General features: G+C 39.6%; 17 protein-coding genes and 1 pseudogene. 4 read left to right on the top strand and 14 right to left on the bottom strand.

Annotated elements, in window-relative coordinates; genetic code table 11:
- Position 1 precedes the first annotated feature (1 nt).
- The 10 genes from ACT3RN_RS06665 to ACT3RN_RS06620 form a co-directional block, all read right to left on the bottom strand.
- Positions 2-1,126 carry a restriction endonuclease subunit S gene (locus tag ACT3RN_RS06665; RefSeq protein ID WP_443513046.1) on the bottom strand — a complete coding sequence of 375 codons (1,125 nt, stop codon included), beginning with the start codon at positions 1,124-1,126 and terminating at the stop codon, positions 2-4.
- Positions 1,127-1,128: 2 nt separating this feature from the next.
- Positions 1,129-2,604: a type I restriction-modification system subunit M gene (locus ACT3RN_RS06660; protein WP_443513045.1), complete on the bottom strand. Its 1,476-nt coding sequence runs from the start codon at positions 2,602-2,604 to the stop codon at positions 1,129-1,131.
- The gene (locus tag ACT3RN_RS06655) at positions 2,604-4,364 is read right to left on the bottom strand and encodes a DUF262 domain-containing protein (protein WP_102077213.1); all 1,761 of its coding nucleotides are present in this window, start codon (positions 4,362-4,364) and stop codon (positions 2,604-2,606) included. The genes ACT3RN_RS06660 and ACT3RN_RS06655 overlap by 1 nt, the downstream gene beginning before the upstream one ends.
- A complete protein-coding gene (locus ACT3RN_RS06650; protein WP_444518524.1) occupies positions 4,364-5,842 on the bottom strand; it encodes an N-6 DNA methylase in 1,479 nt (492 codons plus the stop codon). The genes ACT3RN_RS06655 and ACT3RN_RS06650 overlap by 1 nt, the downstream gene beginning before the upstream one ends.
- 241 nt (positions 5,843-6,083) lie before the next feature.
- A complete protein-coding gene (locus ACT3RN_RS06645; protein WP_443513043.1) occupies positions 6,084-6,836 on the bottom strand; it encodes an IS5 family transposase in 753 nt (250 codons plus the stop codon).
- Positions 6,837-6,916: 80 nt separating this feature from the next.
- A complete protein-coding gene (locus ACT3RN_RS06640; protein ID WP_102076417.1) occupies positions 6,917-7,363 on the bottom strand; it encodes a hypothetical protein in 447 nt (148 codons plus the stop codon).
- Positions 7,357-7,635, bottom strand: a complete 279-nt coding sequence (locus ACT3RN_RS06635; RefSeq protein ID WP_442062596.1) for a hypothetical protein — start codon at positions 7,633-7,635, stop codon at positions 7,357-7,359. Before ACT3RN_RS06635 ends, ACT3RN_RS06640 begins: the two co-directional genes overlap by 7 nt.
- Positions 7,636-7,840: 205 nt before the next feature.
- Positions 7,841-9,037, bottom strand: coding sequence for a hypothetical protein (locus ACT3RN_RS06630; RefSeq protein ID WP_442062599.1), 1,197 nt, complete (start codon positions 9,035-9,037; stop codon positions 7,841-7,843).
- Between the two features lie 176 nt (positions 9,038-9,213).
- Complete coding sequence (locus ACT3RN_RS06625; protein WP_444518523.1) at positions 9,214-10,221, bottom strand: tyrosine-type recombinase/integrase; 1,008 nt, start codon at positions 10,219-10,221, stop codon at positions 9,214-9,216.
- 120 nt (positions 10,222-10,341) lie between these two features.
- Entirely contained in the window at positions 10,342-11,610 is a 1,269-nt protein-coding gene (locus ACT3RN_RS06620; protein ID WP_045455641.1) for a tyrosine-type recombinase/integrase, read from the bottom strand.
- A gap of 1,375 nt (positions 11,611-12,985) precedes the next feature.
- Between ACT3RN_RS06620 and ACT3RN_RS06615 the strand changes: the two genes are divergently transcribed.
- On the top strand, positions 12,986-13,660 hold the full coding sequence (locus ACT3RN_RS06615; RefSeq protein ID WP_192520245.1) for a hypothetical protein: 675 nt from the start codon (positions 12,986-12,988) through the stop codon (positions 13,658-13,660).
- A gap of 183 nt (positions 13,661-13,843) precedes the next feature.
- Here the strand turns inward: ACT3RN_RS06615 and rhuM are convergent, their stop codons facing one another.
- The 4 genes from rhuM to ACT3RN_RS06595 all read right to left on the bottom strand — a co-directional run bounded on the left by rhuM (position 13,844) and on the right by ACT3RN_RS06595 (position 16,379).
- Complete coding sequence (gene rhuM, locus ACT3RN_RS06610) at positions 13,844-14,836, bottom strand: RhuM family protein (protein ID WP_192520246.1); 993 nt, start codon at positions 14,834-14,836, stop codon at positions 13,844-13,846.
- A gap of 61 nt (positions 14,837-14,897) precedes the next feature.
- Positions 14,898-15,485, bottom strand: coding sequence for a M90 family metallopeptidase (locus ACT3RN_RS06605; protein WP_263972668.1), 588 nt, complete (start codon positions 15,483-15,485; stop codon positions 14,898-14,900).
- A 16-nt stretch (positions 15,486-15,501) separates the two neighbouring features.
- Positions 15,502-15,654, bottom strand: a complete 153-nt coding sequence (locus tag ACT3RN_RS06600; RefSeq protein ID WP_225739271.1) for a hypothetical protein — start codon at positions 15,652-15,654, stop codon at positions 15,502-15,504.
- Between the two features lie 89 nt (positions 15,655-15,743).
- Positions 15,744-16,379 carry a GDSL-type esterase/lipase family protein gene (locus ACT3RN_RS06595; RefSeq protein WP_192520247.1) on the bottom strand — a complete coding sequence of 212 codons (636 nt, stop codon included), beginning with the start codon at positions 16,377-16,379 and terminating at the stop codon, positions 15,744-15,746.
- A 250-nt stretch (positions 16,380-16,629) separates the two neighbouring features.
- On the opposite strand from ACT3RN_RS06595, the pseudogene ACT3RN_RS06590 reads away from it, so the two are divergent.
- From ACT3RN_RS06590 to ACT3RN_RS06580, 3 genes and pseudogenes are all read left to right on the top strand, one after another.
- A pseudogene (locus ACT3RN_RS06590) lies at positions 16,630-18,158 on the top strand (circularly permuted type 2 ATP-grasp protein); the annotation flags it as partial.
- A 1,261-nt stretch (positions 18,159-19,419) separates the two neighbouring features.
- Positions 19,420-20,205: a transglutaminase family protein gene (locus tag ACT3RN_RS06585; protein WP_192992322.1), complete on the top strand. Its 786-nt coding sequence runs from the start codon at positions 19,420-19,422 to the stop codon at positions 20,203-20,205.
- A 122-nt stretch (positions 20,206-20,327) separates the two neighbouring features.
- Positions 20,328-21,071 carry a peptidase gene (locus ACT3RN_RS06580; RefSeq protein ID WP_192520249.1) on the top strand — a complete coding sequence of 248 codons (744 nt, stop codon included), beginning with the start codon at positions 20,328-20,330 and terminating at the stop codon, positions 21,069-21,071.
- The last annotated feature ends 643 nt before the right edge of the window (positions 21,072-21,714 follow it).

Here is a 21,714-nt window from a genome sequence, read left to right as displayed (position 1 = left end):
TTTAGAAGACCTTGTTATTTAAGCTTTTTTGAAGCTCTTTATTTTGACTTATCTTTTCAATTGCTGATTTTTCTATACCCGCGTATAGAGCCATTTTATCTAAAACAGGTTTTTCATCCTTCAATACTTTAATGTTGTAATCACCTACTATCTTATGATTTACCCTTGGCATTTTTGTACCGAAGCCTTTGCTGGTAACATAATCAACAAAAGGTTTACTATGTAGATGGTACAAAACATACGGTTTAGAAGCCAAGGCAGTTTCGTATATCAATAGCTCTGTAGTTGAAACTGCATCAAAGTCAGCAATGAAAGCTTTATCTAAATAAGGTCTGAGTTTGCTATAACATAAGTCGCCTTTATCAATTAAATTACATTGTGCTAGAGCGTCTTTAGAGTCACCAAAATCAGAACAAAAATAAGACCCTGATGCAATATGCTCTAATCCAATATATTTTGACCTTTCGTGTGGAGGAGGGCTTTTGCCTTTCTTTTGCTTTAATATTTTAAATAGCGGTATCGATTCACCATTTGTTGATACTACAAGTGATTCGAATACAATCCCTTTAGTAACCCTAGTTTGCGATAATAAACATTCATCTGCTTCTATTAGGCTATCAATTGAATTAAACAATTCCGCAAAACTTGATTGAATATGTTTTGGTGGAATTAAGAACTCTTGATGCTTCAAAGTCCCCCAATTAATAGTTGGAGACAGTGAACCAACTGAAATATCTACAGCCCGGTTCATAAATAAATCAGAGTGCATAAAGAAAGGAAACAGTGCAGGATCAATGACATCTGGGTTCGCCCTTAGAACAAGCGCATGTGCTGAGCAGAACCCATCACAAGTCGCTATACCTGCTTTGCGCTGATAGGCACGGCGACGACCAAAAATGATATCGTCTTTATAGAACTTCAGTTTCGTACCATTTACATCATCAGGCGTACCATGCCGCTTAATATGCAGGGATTCTGAGTCAATATGCTCCAGGCCAATATACACTTCTAAATCGGTATTGTTAGGGTCGACGCGCTCTGAAATGTTTTGGGCGATTTCATCAAAGCGGTAGGTTTTCCAGTCTGACTTATCCAAGTTGTTTAGGTCAACTTTTTCTGTTGCCATGATTAACCTAGCTCCTTAAATAATTGTTCCATACTGGCTTTTAACTGCTTAGAGGATTGAGTCCAGTTGGTTAAAGCGTCATCGAGGCTTATTCGTTCTTCACTACTATCAACATTACTAACATATAAAGCCATATTTAAGCTGGCATTATGACTTAGCACATCTTCGGTGCTAATCACTTTACAGAATCCTGCTTCATCTTTATATGTGGTATAGGCGTCATAAATTCGTTCGATATGATTATTTTCTAAAAAGGCAATATTCTTATCCTGGCGCACTTCTTTGACGGCGTTGATAATCAGTATTTTGCCTTTCTTGCTTTCGTCTTTTTTAGTCTTAGTAATCAGCAGGCAAGCTTCCATCGGCGAGTTATAGAACAGGTTAGGCCCTAAACCAATGACACACTCCACCAAGTCTTCTTCAATCATTTTACGGCGCATCTGCATTTCGGCATCACGAAACAAAATACCGTGCGGCCACAATGAAATAGAACGGCCATTACCTAAATCTAGACTCTTTTGAATGTGCTGTTGGAATGCATAATCCGCACAGCCTTGCGGTGGTGTGCCCCAGATATTTCTGCCGTATGGGTCATTTTCAAAAGCTTTTCTATCCCAAGACTTAATCGAGTAGGGCGGGTTAGCCAGTATCACATTAAACTTTTTCAGTTCACCATTTTCTATTAAGCCTGGATTGGCTAAGGTATCGCCACGCACAATCTCAAACTCTTCAATACCGTGCATAAACATATTCATGCGAGCAATGGCTGAGGTCAGCAGGTTAATCTCTTGACCGTAAAGTTTTAGCGTGCGGTACTCTTTGCCTTCATCTTTTAAATGCAGCGCACAATTCAGCAATAGGCCGCCAGAGCCACAAGTAGGGTCATACACTGATTCACCTGGCTGTGGGTCCATAATCATGGTCATCAGCTTTACTACGGTACGGTTGGTATAGAACTCAGCCGCCGTATGGCCGCTATCATCAGCGAACTCTTTAATCAGGTATTCGTAGGCGTTACCCAGCTTATCATCAGGTACATTGGCTAAATTAAGCGTGTGCTGCGAGTAATGCTCAATAAGGTTCGTGAGCATGGCATCAGATAGGCGCTCTTTATTGGTCCAGCTAGCATCACCGAAAATACCTTGTAAAGTATCAGGATTGGCTTGTTCAATGGCACGCATAGCGCCTTGCAGTGCTTGGCCGATATTAACTGTAACTTCACGAACGTCTTGCCAGCGCGCACCTTCTGGAATCTGGAAATGGTGGTTTTCTGCAAAGGCTGCGTACTCCATATCGCCGTCTGATTCAGCCAATGCTTTCTCGAACTCTTCATCGTACACATCAGAGATACGCTTAAAGAATAGTAAAGGAAAAATATACTGCTTGTAGTCGCCAGCATCAATGGTGCCACGTAACGTAGTGGCTGCACCCCAGAGGTATTTTTCTAAGGACTTTTGGTCAAGTTCTTGGTTGGCCACTATACTGCCTCCTCAATTGACTCTTCAATATAAGTAACATCAAATAACTCATACAGTTTTTTTCTTAAAAGTTGTTTTCGATTTGAAAAGAATTCTTCGAAATCTGCTAGCTCTAATGACTGCTCATCTAAGATGTAATTTCGCTTTCGGTAATAAGTTGCATCATCAGTTTTATCGTTAACCCATTTAGAGAGATCAGTAGCCTGTTTGACAGTATTTTCCCGGCCTTCGAGTAACTGCAAGTTAGGCACTTGGTCTCTCATATCTTGCCATTGTTTGATAGTTTCACCGTCTATTCCAACTGCTTTCAATAGTGAGGGCTTAAATTTGCTGTGAGGATGCATGTGATCCTGGTGAAATGATATTTGATCTAACCTTAAGTCTGGATAAAGCGTCGAGAGTAATAAGAATGAAAACGCACCCTTTTTGTACTCTAAGAAGTTTTCGATGTCCGTGGTATCAATTGTTAGCTTTTTGCCACCTGACATTTTCGTATGTTTATATACAGAAAAATCAAACTTAGCGTCTTTAAGTATGAATGTATCACCATTGTCGGCCTTTATTCTTAAGCCATCACGTAAACCGCTTAGTGCGGTATCTGCCTGACCACTATAAACCTGCTTCAAGAGACTATGTACAATCAATTTTCTTAGTTCTTGTTTAGCTGTAGGATCTACCTTTCCACCTTTGTATAAGTAATAGGCCAATGGAGTTGCAGCATAGTTGGAGGATAATCGCTTCTTATTAAAGCCAAACTCTCTTAGCATTGCTGCTGCATCTATTAGGGCCTTGCGAATATAGTCCCAATTATCTTTTATCTTATTGATGTTCGTAGAGTTAAAGGTCTGCACCTTAAAGTTCATTGGGGCATCTACAAGAAATAAGCATGTCCGCATCAAAAAATCTGTATTGAAATTGAACAGACCGTCTTCGCCATTCATATCAGATATAAGTTTCTCAATTTGGTCACGACCATCTTCCCAGTGTGCCACTAAGGTAGAGAATAGAAGATCAGATTTTGATAGTATCGTCCCGCCGCTATTAACGCGTACAAAAATATCTAAGATATCATCTAGGTCTTTATTAATGATCTTGAAGTAACTCACTAACTGATCATCATTAAACTTATTGAGTAACCGATTAATTATCTTTTTTGCTTGTCTTCTATTTTCGATTAACAGATCTGATCTACTAGGATCAATCTCTATTAGCTCATCAACAATATTGTCAGAGTCAGCATCCGAATCTTCGAGCTCACTTAAAATATTTCTAACAAGATAAAAGTAACCGCTTTTACTATTTTGAGCATCTTTGTCGGTTAAGAATTTAAACTCATAATCATCATTCAATAAGTTTATATACATTTTACGTTCGGGGTATGCGCTATTGTTCGTGCTCTTTGCATATTTCCTCTTAGTGCAATACACACCTTGAAGAGCAATATACATTGAACTAATACGCTGCTGTCCATCCAATACGCCACGAATTTCAAAAGGAAAGTCGTAGTTAACTAGTTGGTTTTTAGAGTCACGCTCATGATAATTCTTAAGAAATTCATAAAACGTATATTCATTGGCTTTCTGAGCTGTTAATTCCCAAAATAAGAAAGTTCCAATCGGGTAGTCCTGCATAATAGAATTAAACAATCTGCATATTTTTTCTTCGCCCCAAACAAACTTTCTTTGTATGGCAGGCAAGTAGTATTTGTTAGAGTTAATATCTTTAATCAGCTGCCTGATAGATAGGCTTGAATATGCCATTATAAGAATCCTTTTAGTATAGTTTTAAACTTATCTTCTGCTTCTAGGCTGGCTTGCCAAGCTTCTTTTAGGTCACTCATAGCTTCTTCCACACTAGGCAAGTTGTCTTCAATGATTTTTTCTACGTAGAGTGGAATATTGAGATTAAAATCGTTTTCCTTTAAGTCTGCAAAACTGGCGACCTTAGCGTAGTTCTCAACATCTTGGAAATCGCTATACCATTGGTATATTTGCTGAACATGCTCTGGCTCTAGGTGATTTTGAGCGCGTCCCACACGTATTTGTTCAGAAGCGTCGATAAAGAGCACCTTGCCTTTTTTATCGGCATCTTTGTTTTGTTTGAAGACCATGACACAAGCGGCTAACTGGGTTCCATAGAATACATTAGGACCTAAGCCGATGACGGCTTCTAAAATATCTTGATCTAATAGTGCTTTACGGATTTTACCTTCAGCACCTTTACGAAATAGGGCACCATGAGGCAATACCACGGTCATACGGCCTGTACTATTCATGGATTTAACCATGTGTTGTACCCAAGCCATGTCGCCATTACCTTTAGGTGGCACGCCAGCAATATTGCGCCCATAGGGATCATCAGCCCAATTATCCGCGCCCCAATCTTTTAAGGAGAATGGCGGGTTGGCTATGACACAATCAAAGGTTTTTAAACCATCGGCCTGAAAAAAGGCGGGCTCGCGTAAGGTGTCACCACGTAGAATTTCAAAATCTTCTATACCGTGTAAAAACATATTCATACGTGCAATAGCACTGGATGTCAGATTTCTTTCTTGGCCATAGAGTTTAAGCGTACGAAAGTCTTCGCCGTTATGTTTCAGGTTATCGACACACTCTAATAGCATACCTCCGGTCCCACAGGCAGGATCATAGACAGATTCACCTTCGTGCGGATCAAGAATAAGTCCTAGCAAATGCACTACTGATCGCGGCGTGTAAAACTCACCTGCTTTTTTATTGGTTAGGTCAGCAAAGTGCTTGATTAGATATTCATAGGCATTACCTAGCATATCTGGATTGGCATTTTCATGACCTAAACGATACTGTGAAAAATGCTCAATTAGATCAATCAGTAGCTTATCTGGCAGCTTATTTTTATTACTCCACTGAGCATCACCAAAGATACCGTACAAAAAGTCTTGGTTGGCTTGCTCAATACCGCGCAGCGCCTGTTCGATGGCTTGACCTACATTAGTAGTGGTTTCGCGTACATCGTTCCAGTGGCAGCCTTCTGGGATTTCAAATCGGTGCATTTCTGGCATTGATGCATATTCAATATCACCGTCAGACTCTGCTAAAGCCTGTTGGTATTCTTCGTCATAAACGTCAGAGATACGTTTGAAAAATAGAAGGGGGAAGAGATACACCTTGAAATCTGAGGCATCGACGGGACCTTTTAAGATCCAAGCAGCTTTTGACAGGTATTGCTCTAATTGGGACAGTGATAAAACTTCACTCATTAATAGATTCTCTAAATAAAACAAGTATGAATAAAATATAGCAGGATAAAAAATGGCAGACTAAAATCAAATTTTTACTGTAAAACACTAAACTATTCTTATAAGGGGTTACTCTACAACTATTAGCCTTAAATATCTGTATCTAGCGATGTTGCTTACCTCTAAATGATGTCCTTGAGTGTAAACTCTATTGTAACTTGAACAGGTCAAGGAGCAAAACAGACTAGGGCGTGTTGAACATTCATAATTTGAGCCAGATATAAGCACAAGCGAGCGCGACCGTATTTTCATAACTTTGCTTGAGCTTATCAAACCTGGTGGCAACCGCCCTATACTGCTTTAGCTTAGCGAAAGCATTTTCTACTAGATGCCTGGCTTTATACAAGTCCCAGTCCATATGGTCGTTAGAAGACTGAGTGTTTCGTTTTCGAGGGATGTTATCCTGCGTCCCTGCTTGTTCAATATGGGCTCGTAGTGCATCAGAATCATAGCCTTTATCGGCACATAAAACCTCTGTATTACTCAAATTAACCTTATCTATTAAATCAGGTGCGACTTTGACATCGTGGGTTGTGCCATCTGACAAGATAAAGGTAATCGGATTGCCATGAGCATCGACCGCTAGATGAATTTTAGTGGCACGTCCTGCCACACTTTTGCTAATGGATTGTAGGTTCTCATTGCCACCACTGCTGTGCTGATGCGCCTTGATATGAGTACCATCAATGAAGACCCACTCAAGGTCTGCATCTTTGATCAGTAACGTAAATAATGCAATCAGCTTATTACTGCGAAACCAGCGCTGGTAAGCTTTATAGATGGTATTAGGCTTGCCAAAATACTCGGGTAAGTCGCGCCAAGGGCAGCCAACACGCATGCGATAAAGCACGCCTTCAACCGTTTGTCTAAGATTTCCTTTGTCATAGATATTAAGTTCTAGTAATATGGGTCTTAGTCTTGTCCAGTGTTCATCTTTGAGCATGGTGCGAGGCATAGCGAACGATATCTTTTTTGTGTGAGAACTTAAAGATTAACCGTTCGCTATTTTTTTTGCCAGAAATTTATATCCAATGTTCAACACGCCCTAGACTGACTTTTGAGTTCAGATATTAAGTAGGGTGAAAGTAAGTCATCTAGCTCAAGATTAGTTTTCAACTTTACTTGATTAATAATTTCTACGAGGGTAACAGTATTTTGATTCAGCTCATCTTCAAGTTCAGCTATCCTCTCTTTTAATCCTTTATTGGTGTCAAGAAGAGCTTGACGTGTCTTTTTATTGACGTATAGCTGCTCTTCTTTTTCATTCAAGTTCAATGGTAAGAGCTGCTCCATGGTGTATTTTTGAATTAATGCTTTACGTTCTTTAGTGCTAAGCGTACTCAGACCCCCTTTAATATGCCCTTTGGCAATTAGTCTCTTATGTAGAGCAGTATTTGAAATAGGGGCCTTTTTAATGCCTTCTTGTACCATTTCTTTAAGCTCGTTCTCGATAGCTTCATTAAGCTCACTACCTCTTAACATTTGCTTTCTTCCTCATCATTAGCTTTTATCTTTTCGTATTCTAGTGAAAATAGTTCAGCAAGTGTCTTTGGCTGGGAATGCTCAGTATCTATTGCACTATATATATTTACAGGAGTTTTATTACTGTAGCCGACCATAATTTTTTGTTCGAAACCCTCAAGGTTCTGAATTTGCTTTTTTATCCTTAGTGTAAATTCAGAATTATCAGCTAAGCTTTTAGCTTGATCAGTCAGTCTATCTTTAGTAAGTCTTAAATTTTCAAGTTCGCCCAAACGGCCTGTCACCGTAAAATTGACACAGGACGCACCTGACTGGCACGCTAGTCGCTTGGGACAACCGTGAGCCGCTATAGTTGATACACTCTAAAAATGTCATAGCGCTACTGGGATGAATTTTGCGCAGCCTCTGGGAACGCAGCACGCAAGTAAATTACACCAGTAGCACGTTTAAATCCATAACAGTTTTACATTCAGCTAACTATATATTACGCATACACGAGCCAAAGGGTAGGGGATGTAAGTAGGCATGGGTATCTATGAGTTCTTTTGCCTTGTCTGGCTCTGTAGGAGCTAATTCATTAAAAGCTTTAGCAATATCTTCAAAGTAATCCTCTCCCATAGATTGTTCGATAAAGTTTGATATCTCATTAGTATTATCAAAAGTATGCAGATTATTTTTTAGATTGTTTTCTAGGTCTTGATTGTTACTAAATAGCATCAAGCCATATTCTAGGACTTCATCTATGGGACTTTTTACAGTGTCGTTTGTAGCCACTGTACGATCTGAAGTTGTCGTTAGTTCATTAGAGGTATGACATTCACTATTGTTACTCGTTAAACTAGCACTTTGACTGATTTGCTTAATACTCAAATGTTGATAGTATTTGTTTTGTTCAACATCAACACGCCCCATTAGCATTGCTTGCAAATGGTCTGAAATTTCAGCAATAGCTAAGAAAGTATTAATATTATGGCGTGGGATATGACTACTTATTTTAGAAGGTTTATTATCATTATCATTGAGGCTATATTTTTCAAATACTGATATGTTATTAGTTGAACCTAAGAAACTATTTATAATACTTATATCCAATGGAGTGATATTTGTCTTATTTATAAGATTGCGAGATAGAGTAGTGCTGCCATGCTGGACAATAAACAAAATATCCTCATAGGGAATATCAACTAGCTTACCCTCAAATTCGAACTTTTTATTTATAGGTTCTTCAGCATCATAATTCGCTTTTGATTTAATAAACTCATTTAAAGTTTTTTTACTATAGTATTTGAGTCCACTTTGTTTATCAGGCTTTACTTGAGCGCTTTTAAATGTCTTTAGTATCACATCTCTTCGACCACTACGTCCTCTTGTTCGTTTTTTTGAAATAAACAAATGGTCAGTTAAGTCGTCTAGCTCGATCAAGTCATCAGAAATATCATCAATACCTTTAGGAAGAAAGTCTTTTAAATTTTTCTGTCTCAAATAAATTAGGTGCTTTCGATACTGCTCGGTAAGCTCCAAGGTATTTTGTATAATGCTTTTAACAAGCGTAATCGAAGACGGCTCAACCCAGTGAATTCTCTTGCCAGCCCCTTTTGCGCCATAATAGCGTATACCAAGCATGGATTGTACCTTGCCATTGATACTTATAGGCTCATTGGTCTGTGGATCCAAGATAGGTCTTTCAATTAAACAGTCTTTCTTCAGCATTATCGTTTCAGTCGATCGAAACCCTGTTATGATAGATAAAAATAACGAGTTTAAAAGTATTTTTTCGCCTTCACTTTGACAAAGGTTTTTTAGCGAAGCAATGTTTATAAAGGTCTGAATCGAGATTAATTTTTCTACATTTATCTTATTTTCATCGATATTTTTATCTTCTCATTTATCGTAGCTATGAGCTTTTTAAGACCTGATTTACTAAGAGGTGCGTAGGGTGCTTGTAACGATAGAAATAGCATGTGACTTTTAGAATCTCGAGATCTGATATTGTTGATATACATGTGAATAAATTGAGCATCACGTTTTTCTAATAATATGGTTCGAACGGATTGAACGTTTTTCATCTGCGGCTTCGATATACGGTTATCTGTTCTATCTTGTGTATCAGTTATAACGAGATAAGTATTACATGTTTTTAAATCAGTCTTAATTGAGTTAAGAGTTAAAAGTAACAGCTCGCCAGTCCTCAAACCGTAGTTTAAGAGCAGATGTACAATGAGAAAGTTTCTTAACTGCGCTTCCTTACTCTTAAATAAAGGTTCTAGTGCTTTTGGCGAAATAATAGAATATAGAGCTTCTTTTATTTCCTCTGTAAGGCTTTTAAAGTTTGTCCCATTTTTATGGGCTTTATGGTGATTAGAGGACAAGTTTTTGACAAGATCAGACTTTTGGGAAAGTGTAGATTTATATCTAACTATTTGAGGGCTTATAGATTTACCGTGTACTTGACTAAAGGTATCTAATAAATAGTTTAAATAGCTGAGGATAGCCCGCAAACGATGTGCAAGCGTATTGTAATTAATTGAAGGATTGCTCCCTAATCTAATTAGCTTTTGGTCAACTACCCGCATATTTTCCAAATATAATATAAAGCTGTCTATTTCTTTAATCATCAAATTAGGGTTAGATTTATGTTCACGGAAATACTTGCAGAATGACTGATTATGTTTTTCTTCCCAGAACTCGTACCACTGCTTAATGCCCTGCAAGTAAGCTCGTTGTGTTGATTCACTTTTAAACTTCAATGAGCTATTAATATAAAGCATAGGATATAAGCAGGGAAGTGTAGTAGTGCTATCAAACAATAGACTAAGCTGAGCTGAGTTGTTTAGAGTAATAGATTTTATTTTCAGCATTTGAATCAAATCCTACGAATATATGAACTTTTATATAGGTGTCTCTTATGATTTAATATTATATTAATACTCTCTACAAAGCAATGAAAATTGAATGATATAATCAGCTTAAAGTGGTTTTCATACAGAGTCTCGCAGCTTATCTATATAGTCAGCCCAATCTTGCATCATGAGTATTCGAGTATCGATTTCATCCAATCGGTTATAAGCGCCACCATGCGTATCCTTTATTCGATGTCCTAATTGCAGCTCAGTCACAATATCTGAGTAACGTAGTTCAGATTGTTCCATAAGCAATGTTTTGGCCGATGCTCGAAATCCATGAGCACACTGAACATCTTTGTATCCAAGCCTATGGAATATCTGTACTAGAGTCGCTTTACTAATATAGCTATTGCTTGAGGCACGCATCGATGCAAACACATATTCTTTATGACCTGTAATTGCTTTTATTCTTCGTAAGCGTTCAATAACCTGAGTGGCTAGAGGTACAACTAAGTGCGATACCATATCCTCACGACCTTCGCCTTTAGTAGGAGAAAACTCCCATAGCTTGTTATCCCAATCTATATCTTGCCATCGCATAGACCGCAAATCGATACTACGCACAAAAACATATGGTAATAAGTTCATTGCTTCCAATGTAATCTTACTTGCACCTTCAAAATTAGACATATCGTTTAGGAGAGTGGCAAACTGATCAGGCTTAGTGATGGCTGGTAAATGGTTGCCTGAGCTGGCAGGTGCGAGCTCGCCACGCGTATCAATAGCTATGTTTCTATCGCATAATCCTCTTGCAACAGCGAATGAGAAGACTTTTTCAGTATAAAGCCGAGTGCTTGCACCAACGAAGGTTGCTTGATTTTCATTATTCTGAATCGCCTCACACACACTTAATATCATCTCGCTCGTGATATCGTTCATTCTTAAGTCGCCAATCTCGCGACACATATATCCTAGACATAAATCCCAAAATTTAAGGGTAGATTCACTAAACGCACGCTTTCTAGAATTGCTACGATTACGACTTGATGTTTTGTGGTCTCGCCACGCTTGTGTAATTTCAGAAAATGTGGCGTTCTTTAGATGAGCATACTTATTGACTTGTTCTTTTTTATGGATAGCTTTAGGGTCAGAGCCTTGTGCGACCATCTTAAGTATACTTTCTGCTTTATGCTTAGCTTCATATAGACTGATTTCTTCGACCTTACCTAGCATCATTCTAGGACGCTTACCATCGATATGCGGATGAGCGTACCTCAAGTAATATTCTTTTTTACCATTTGGATAAATACGAATACTTAGGCCCGCAATACCTGAGACACTAACCGAGTAATCTTTATCTCGGCATTCAAGTATATTAATATCATTTAAATTGTCGACAGCCATAATGCACATCCGTAAGTTTTATAAGCAAGGTAAATTGTGAATGTTAATCTATTAACTCTATACTGAGATTTAGAATAATCTTTGCACATACTTTATAAATTCTGAAAAAGTATCTTTTGGAAAATATAGATAGTTATTGGACACTGAAATGGACACGGTTATTAATCTATTAAGACATAAAACCCTTTAAAATTAAGTATTTTAGGTACAATTATCCCCAAGTGAAGGTTGGGGATAATTATAGTATAGTGGAGAAAGAGGGAGTAAGCTATTTTTTTGTTGATATATATGGCGTTTGAAGGAATAAACTTCATATAGATTAAAAGTAAGAGTGCTGTTTGCTATTGGCAATAGAGTCCTTCGACATATTTGCACGAAAAACCGTGCTCCTGTACTCGCACAGAATACCTTAATCAGGGTGATAGTACTGTTCTGTGCAAATTTGGAAGGTATCAACTCAATGCTTTAGATTAAGATATCTCAGTAAGAACGAGAGATGTTAGAAAAGACCAATGAATGTTTCACTAATCAGGAAGGCTGTTTTGGTGACTCTAAATGGAAACGTAGTTAGCTATGATAATAGCAGCTATAAGGTGTATATAGACTTGGACTTACTGAGATGCCAAGTAGGAGCATTATCAGAGCTTGTATACGTTCTTATCAATGATATAGAGTAATAGGCATTCAGAAGGGTTATTGCTTTTACTTTGAGCTGATTGTCACTTGGTGGCTAATACTTCTGTACCTAACGTAGTTCAAGCACATTCGCATTAATCAGGAAGTCGGCTAAGCTACCAACAATCGATTGATGAGTGATTTGTTTATTAGGTGATGATTAGGAGTGACAGATTATTCAGAGGGCTTATTGTGCAGTATGAAGGTAGTAAACTTAGCAATGATGAGTAGAACAAGTTTATCAAACAGGTTAACTAGCGACATGGTTTAATACGTTAAGCTCGATTACAAATACAATAGGATTAATGATAGCTCTGTACATTAACTCCTTAAGACAGCTCAGCTAGTAACTGTATTAGTGGTGATGAAGATGACTTTATGAATAGGTAATACGTATGAGAATTAATCAATCATCAACCAATCTTTATAGGGATTTATCATATAATTATAATCCCATGAACTTATTGTATGGTACCCTTAGTTTAACATAATATACATTATGCGAAAACAAACCAACGGGTTTTGGTGATTTATAATAAAGCTTTTATATAGCACTTACAGCGTTCTCATTCTGGCTATCTGCTATCACTAAGTTATAAAATATACGCTGATTAAATTTATTAGCCAGTTTATTCTTGAGAATTTATTTCTGTGTACTGTTACTATAAATAATAGTCTTATTCACGTTAAGGATATTTTTATGACGAAATTATCTACGACCTCAGCATTGAGCATGATGTTTGCATTGCCATTATTATTGGCTGGCTGTCAATCTCAATCTATTATGAGCACGCCGCAGAACATCGTTCAAAATAATACAGATCAAAATAGCATAAATCAAAACAATTCAGGCATCGACACGGCTGTTATAAATCAACAAACACTGGAACAGCAATCCTTACGCATTCAGCAAGCGCTGGCCAATGGCGACTATGCCAGTATTGCTAACGATATCCACCCAACACGCGGCGTTCGATTCTCAATGTATGCGTATATTCGCCCAGAATCAGATAAAGTCTTTAGCCGTGCTCAATACCTACAATATCTACATGAGTCCAATATTCGCTTCACTTGGGGCGAAAAAGACGGCATTGGTGACTTACTTGTCACGCCATTGCCTGACTATTTGCGCACTTGGGTCAATGCAAGCGCCTTTAATGACAACCCTACGATTACCCTTAATAACAGCCAAGCTATGGGCAACAGTATTGATAACTTAAACAAAATATATCAAAACTCTGATTTCGTTGAGTTTTATAGTAGCGGTAGCGAAGAATATGGTGGCATGGATTGGCGTGCGATGCGTTTGGTGTTTGATAGCTATCAGGGAAAGCGTTATCTTGTAGCGATTATTAGTGACCAATGGACGATTTAGAGTATATAAAACGACTAACCTAACAAGCTTATAAGCTGATTGTTAACGGGCATCCTACTCTATCTGCTTGTAAATACAGCATATATTCAAATATAAGTATATATTTTGCAACTCATGTTGTATGTCAGGTTGCATGGTTTTTGATACGGTTGTCGATATGGCTTTTAATAGAAATTTTGTGGATTAGCCCTCTAATGACAACATATTCATAATTAGCTTAATCAAGGTTTCTTTTTGATTGGGGTCAGATTCCGCAACCAGTAAGGTTAATGCTGCAAGCCCGGTATTATTGATAACCATGTCACCTTTGTCATTTAGCAACCGATGGTTACGGTGTAAAAAATCCACGAACAAAAAAGCACCGCTGCGTTTATTGCCATCGGTAAAGGGATGGTTTTTTACCATAAAATACAGTAGATGCGCCGCTTTACTCTCGATAGTCGGATACGCAGGCTCACCAAAGACCGTTTGCTCTAAATTGCCCAATACACTGTCCAAGCCATCACCACGAGGCTTAGCGAATAATTCAGTTGCCTCACCCCTGTCTATCAGCTGCGCTTTCAAATTCGTCAGCGCTGCCATCGCCTCAGTCGTATTGGGGAGTATGCCACCATCTTGTCCTGCGGGACTGTCAAGCAAACCTTCATCATAGCGCTGTAACCATAAAAACGTCTGCGTATAACGGCTGATAATCTCAACCAGTCCGCGTCCTTCATCGGTTTTTAGCTCGGGGCTTTGCGCAGTTTTTTTGATTAGATTTAACGCTTGTTGTAGCTCGCTTGAGTTTTTATCGAAGCGTTGTTGATTGAGCGTATAACCTTGTACCAAGTACTCACGCAGACGCTGCGTTGCCCAACGTCTAAACTGCACTCCCTGAGGAGATTTGATGCGATAACCTACTGATATAACCACATCTAGGTCATAAAAGGTTACTGGACGATCTGAATTTGCAATATGCATTTTTTGCATATTGCTTTTTTCAGCGATTTCTTCATCGTTTATGGCGTTATTAATATGGCGAGAGATCACTGATTGATCGCGGCCAAACAGCTCAGTCATTTGTGCTTGTGACAGCCAAACTGTCTCTTGCTCAAAGCGCACATCTACTTGCGCCTTTCCATCAGCACTTTCATAGATCTCTACTGTTGCCATATCGTCATTTATCGCAGTAATCATCTCAGTTTTTTAATCCTAATATATACGTTCATACTGTTTTAGAGAAAGCTTCAAGAATTATTTATAGTGGCGTCTGACGAAAGAATTTGACCATGATGTCATAAATATCCGGATAAGCATCAATCAGGTTTTGCGGTGTCTCAAAAAACACCTCACTCAATACTGCAAAGAATTCTGCTGGATTACTCGCACCATAACGATCTAATCCCGACTTTCGATGAACTTGAAAGTCTGCAAAATCTCGCGTCATCACCTTAGTCCACTGAGTGCGATCAGTATCATGCTGCAACGGTGGAAAGCCATTGGCGCTGCCATTCATCATATCGAGCTTATGAACAAACTCATGAATGACGACATTGTGCCCATCACGCTCACCTGAGTGTTTGGCATCTTTCCATGACAAGATCACAGGTCCACGTAGCCACGCTTCTCCGCTACGGTGTTGACTACCTTGATGGACGATACCGAACTCATCCACCGTGGTTGTGTCGCTTTTGTATGAGCTGGGATAAATGATAATAGATGACCAGCCAGCATACCACTCAAGGCTTAGGTTTAGAATCGGCAAACAGGCTTGCAAAGCAATCGATTGTCTAACGGTGTCAGTCACCTCAAACCCTTGAGCACCGGTGATAGATTTATCAGCCAAAAACAACGTTGTAAGATCAAGTTGTAAGATCAAACAGTCGCTTCATCTCATCTTCATCTAGTCTATCAAGTATTGCTATACGCTTGGCAGCTTGCACCCAATCAGTGGTACTAAACTCACTATTATCCAGTATGCGCTGCTCGCGCCAGTCTTTTATGAGGTTAAACATATACTTTTACCCTACATCCATAAGATTATGAAAACAACAATAATTAGAAGAACATCAAAAAAGACGATAATACTTATAAAAACAAATACTTAGTTAGACATTCCTACTTCTTGCAAATAGTTATACAGACCTTCTGAAAATTGTCGATACCCTGCGGTATTGGCATGGATTTTATCAGATTTCAACGCATCGTCTGACAGTATCTTTGACCAGCCATTGGCATATAGCGGCACCCCTTCTGATTCGGCAATATCTTCATAAATAGGGTTGTCACTGGCTTTGCCAAACAGCGCACTGGCACTGAAATAAGGTTGTGAGATCAGCACGACGGGGATATCAGCCGATTTTAACTGATTGATAGTCGCTGTGATATTGGCAGTTGTGGTATTGGGAGGTAACTGCTGCAACACATCATTGCCACCGACACTGAGCAATACCAAATCAGGATTTTGATTAATGACTTGATCCGTTCGTGCCAGCACATCAGCAGAGGTATCACCGTTAACCCCTTCATTCACCAGACGCCATTTCGTCATGGTTGCCAAGACCGCAGGATAAGCTGTCTCAGGACTGGCACCATAACCATACGTCAGTGAATCGCCTAAAGCAATCACTGTGCTACCCGTAGGCAAAGTCGCTTGTGTTGGTTCATTAGCACAACCATTCAGAGCAATAGTAGTAATCCCTATACTTGCCAGCCCTAACATTTGCTTACAAAACTTCATGTCTACCCTCTCGTCCTATTACTTACTTCAGTACACACTTATCAATACGTTATCAGTGCACTGGCTCACGTTTGATTAAATTTATTACAATTTAGTTAAACTTATTTAAAACCTATTGTCTAACGCTTGTTGTATGTTACTCAGTATACGTTGTATAGTTTAAATCAGACACGGACTGTTTTTTGGGTATATTGTACAGACTGGTCTACCCATAACAGTGGAGAGGTTACCTAGAATACGTGAGGTCGTTATGGAGCAAAAATCATCTCAATCCCAAAATCAAGGCAAAACGCAAAGTCAGACACAGAGCGCGGCTACCACCAAAGCAGCCGTTAAAGACCGACTGCAAAAACAACCATCCGAAACGCCCAGCCCGCCTAAGATATTTAACGAATTACAAGACAGTAAAGGTCAATATCGCCCTGTTGCTAAATCTGTTGGCAATTGGCTAAATGACATCAACCTCGATTCCCTCAACCATTTAAACGAACAAGCCGCTGACATATTTTACCGTAAAGGTGTGACATTTACGGTGTATAGTGATGCCAAAAATATTGAACGAATGATTCCGTTTGATATCATTCCGCGTGTCATCTCCGCTAGCGAATGGCAGCAAGTAGAGGCTGGATGTAAACAGCGCATCACTGCCCTCAATGCTTTCTTGCATGATATCTATCATGACCAAGCTATTATGAAAGAAGGGGTTGTCCCCGATGCTTATGTCTATGCAAGTGGCTGCTATGAACCATGGATGATGGGTATTGAGCTTGACAAAGCTATCTACTCACATATCAGTGGTATCGATTTAATCCGAGACGAATCTGGCAAATTCTGTGTATTAGAGGACAATCTGCGCACACCATCTGGCGTCTCGTATATGTTAGAGAGCCGCAATATATCAGAGATGTTATTGTCTGATATATTTGAAGACACACCCATCTTAGGTATCAGTGATTACCCCAAACGTCTCAAAGCCTGTCTAGCCAGCTCTACCAGCAAATACGACCCACAAATTGTTATCTTAACCCCAGGGCGTTTCAACAGTGCTTATTATGAGCATGCATTTTTGGCACATGAGATGAATGTGCCGCTGGTTCATGGTTATGATCTAATCGTCGAGGACAGCAAGGTTTATATGCAGGGGATTCGCGGTAAGGTGCAGGTCGATGTTATCTATCGCCGTATTGACGATCCTTATATTGACCCACTGGCGTTTTCTTCCAATTCTATTTTGGGCGTGTCAGGACTCATGAGTGCTTACCGTTCTCGCAACGTGGTCATTGTCAATGCACCGGGAACTGGCGTCGCCGATGACAAAAGTCTCTATCCATTTGTCCCAGATATGATTGAGTTTTATTTGGGTGAAAAACCCATCCTGCCAAATATTGAAACCTACCAATGCCGCAAACCTGATGATCTTGAATACGTGCTCGCCAATCTGGGTGATTTGGTGGTCAAAGAAACACAAGGCTCTGGTGGCTACGGTATGCTTATAGGACCAACATCGACCAAACAAGAGATTGAAGATTACCGTGTGCGTCTGTTAGAAAACCCAGCGGGGTTTATTGCCCAGCCGACGATATCACTATCTACTACCCAACAGCGGTCAGTGATGGTATTGCACCAAGACACATTGACTTACGACCTTTTATATTAAGCCATGGTGATGGAACCGTCGATATCGTACCAGGCGGCTTAACACGAGTGGCGATGGTTGAAGGCTCATTGGTCGTCAACTCCTCACAAGGTGGCGGCATCAAAGACACTTGGGTTATCGATGACAGTAACTTAAAGTCTTCCACCAAAAAAACAAACTGCAAGTGCTCGCCTTTATCATCAGACGTCAACACCTCAGATCACGCCAACTATTATGATCGTGTCCAGCCGCTAGAAGCAGGCTATGAGATGCTAGACGATGCACCGATGATACTACTACTCTCCACCGCCAGTTATCTCATATGGCTAGGTCGATACAGCGAGCGGCTGTATTACTATGATGATGTCATGAAAAAACTGGTCAAAGATAATTTTAAAAAATCACAGCTTAAGCATTTAATCAGTCACTTAGGTTTTAATGCAGATATAAACGAATCGTCTAAAACCATGAAAGCACAGATGATGTCTGATTTGGAGCGAAACATCATACCGAACATCGTTCAATCGATAGATGACAATGTACAGGAAGCAAAAGGCGTCATTGGTAAAGACACCGCTGAGTTATACAACTTGATTAAGCGTCTCTCAAGTGCTGGCACTTATCGGGCTGCAACCTTGCAGCTACATGCCTGTAATGCCGCTATGAAACAAGAGCATCCGACAGTGACTTGCTTTTGGCAATTAGGTCGTCATTTTGAGCAGCTTGAGCGGGCTGTGCTATTAGAAGAGGACTCAATAGAAGTCAGTCTTGAATTTAAGTATTGGATCAATGAGTTGCCGGAAAACACGCGCTGGCGCGAGCTGACACGTTTGGCCAACCAAATGATTCGATCGAAGAAATTTAGCGATTTTGAGCTGATTAGTAAAGAGTTTAATATCATTTTGCGTCAAGGTGTCTAGGCATGTCATCAATTAGCACATTGATGCAATTTAAAGCTTTAGGTGGTGTTCTAAAAAGTATGCTGGCGATAGAAGTCAATAAGAAATCTATGCTAAGTTCTCTGATTCTATAGGGCTTTCAAGGCTTCAAAAATTGTTCAAGTTTTAATCAGCATACTTTTTGACACACCACCAAGCTTTAAAATGGCTAAACTTTCGTTAAACGGTGTCAAAACGCTTGTCAATATATTCATATTCACTGCGAGTTTTTCCTTGTTTAGCATCAATTTATCTCATTTTAATGCTCATAATCTAATTGGTGACACGCCCTAGCCATAAAATGATGAAAAGCGCTAATGATATAGTCAATTTAATAGTATTTAAAAACAAAACAAGGCAGGCACGTAAAAGCATTAACAAGAACAAACTAAGCGAGCCTGATCCTGTATTCGATTTATATGAGATTGATTATACATATGAAATAAACAGAAAATAGGAAGCTATCATGAAACTTCAAATCAGCCACCAAACCAACTATTATTACGGTGAGCTTGCACAGCGCAGTGTCCAATATATACGCATGACTCCAATGCAGATGCCTCATCAAATTATCCATAAATGGGAAGTAATGCTCCCTAAAGTGGCAACCAATCAAAAGGATGGGTTTGGTAATGACTGGCTCACGCTAAGCCGTAATGAAGCGCATAATAATTTGCAAATGCAAGCATCCGGTATCGTTGAAATCGATATAGAGACCAAACGTTTAGAGGATATGGCTCATGTCCCCTACCTACTGTTTACCGTACAAACACCTTTGACCAAATGTTCACAAGAGATGCGCGATTTTGCCGCGCCCTATCTAAAAAACCCCACCCATGACAGTCTCAAATCGATGGCCAATGCACTTATCATGAAAATGCCGTTTGTGAAAGATGTGACTCATGTAGGTACGACAGCTGCTGAGTCTTTTGCAACGAGCGCTGGCGTATGCCAAGATCACACTCATGTGTTTTTGGGTTGCTGCCGTGATCAGCATATTCCAGCCCGCTATGTGTCAGGCTACCTGTATGACGATACCGAAAACCATATGGCAAGCCATGCGTGGGCAGAGGTTTGGCTAGACGGCTACTGGTATACCTTTGATATCTCCAACCAATTGTTTCAACCAAGCTCTCACGTCTACGTCGCCATTGGTAGAGACTATTTAGACACAGCTCCTGTCCGCGGTGTCAGAATGGGCGGCGGCTATGAGAACCTTTATAGCCAAGTGCTAGTCAAACGACTATCATAGGACAATCATTAACGACTCTACTTTACGATTACTATAGCCAATCCACTATAAGAGAGTTACAACGTTAACTTCGGTTATCTTGTAACTCTTTTAAATTAAATCAATTACAATCAGGATGTTTTATGACTTATTGTGCTGCCATTCGCCTAAGAGAAGGCATGGTTTTCGCTAGTGACACGCGCACCAATGCAGGCGTTGATCATATATCAACCTTTAGAAAGTTATATCAGTATGGCATTGAAGGCGAACGCGTCATGGTACTACAAACCGCAGGCAGTCTAGCCACCTCACAAGCCGTATTTACCAAGTTGCAGAATGATATTGACCAGCGTTATGAAAGCAACCTCAATACCGCACTGACGTTATTTGATGCAGCCCAAATGGTAGGCGAATGTATGCGTAACGTGATGAATCATGCAAAACAAGTTGCCAACGATAATGATGGCAGTCGGTTTACCAGCTCGTTTATGTTGGGTGGTCAAATAAAAGGCCAGCCGCATGAGTTATATATGATTTACCCTGAGGGTAATTGTATTAGAGCCACCAAAGACACACCATTTTTTCAGTTAGGCGAAAGCAAGTACGGCAAGCCTATTCTAGATCGCTCGGTCACATACGACACCGATATACAGCATGCCGCACGGGCCTTGATGCTTTCATTCGACTCAACTATTCACTCAAACTTGTCAGTGGGTATGCCGATAGACTTTGTGATCTATAACAGTGACAGCTTAGAGATGCCTGAGGGTCGCCGTATCGATGAGAGTGACGATTATTTCAATCAAATTCGTCGTCAATGGTCAAAGTCGCTGCGTAATATATTGGTCGAGCTGCCTGAATATCCTGATAATTATTGGAATAAATAGTTCAGTGAGTCGTAAGACCTCAAGCAGGCAATAAAAAACCGGAGTAGCGCTGAATAAACAGCTCTACTCCGGTTTTGTTTTAAAGGCCTTGAATGTCATTATAATCATGATTCATTCAGTGTTGTGTAATCTACCTCATGACCTGGTACATGGAAGACTCACTGGACTGCACCTAGATAAAGGCCCTAGTGCATTAGCTCAATCACGATTGCGTGATTGCGCCAGCGAGCTAATGACACTAGGGCCTTTATCTAGGTATTAGCAGGACTGAAACAGTCTTCCTTGGGTAAAATGTAATGGCTTGACTCGTGGACGACGCAACGTCGCCCCTCACCGTAAACGGTGAAACGCTAAATCTCACAACCCGTTAATTCTGCCTTATAACAGTAAGTACTGTCAATACATAATTAACAGGTTTCTTTCGTTGCGACATCTGTTGTCGCTAGCTATTTATTTTATGACAAAAGTTCTTGATGTTTTTTGTAAAACACGGTTACATAGTAAAGCAAAATTTTACCAAAAAATTCATTGTAAGCTGACAAAATAAAAATTAAGGCAAATTTCTATGAGTCTGTCCTTCGTACAAATTCAGCAAGCCTGGCAAGCTCAAGATCCTAGCTTGGTTGATAAGTTATATATACTA

The sequence above is a fragment of the Psychrobacter sp. AOP5-GZ1-6 genome (assembly GCF_052376345.1).
Classification (GTDB): Bacteria; Pseudomonadota; Gammaproteobacteria; order Pseudomonadales; family Moraxellaceae; genus Psychrobacter.
The sequence above is the reverse complement of the archived record's forward strand: the minus strand, read 5'-3'. Positions and strand labels throughout refer to the sequence as shown.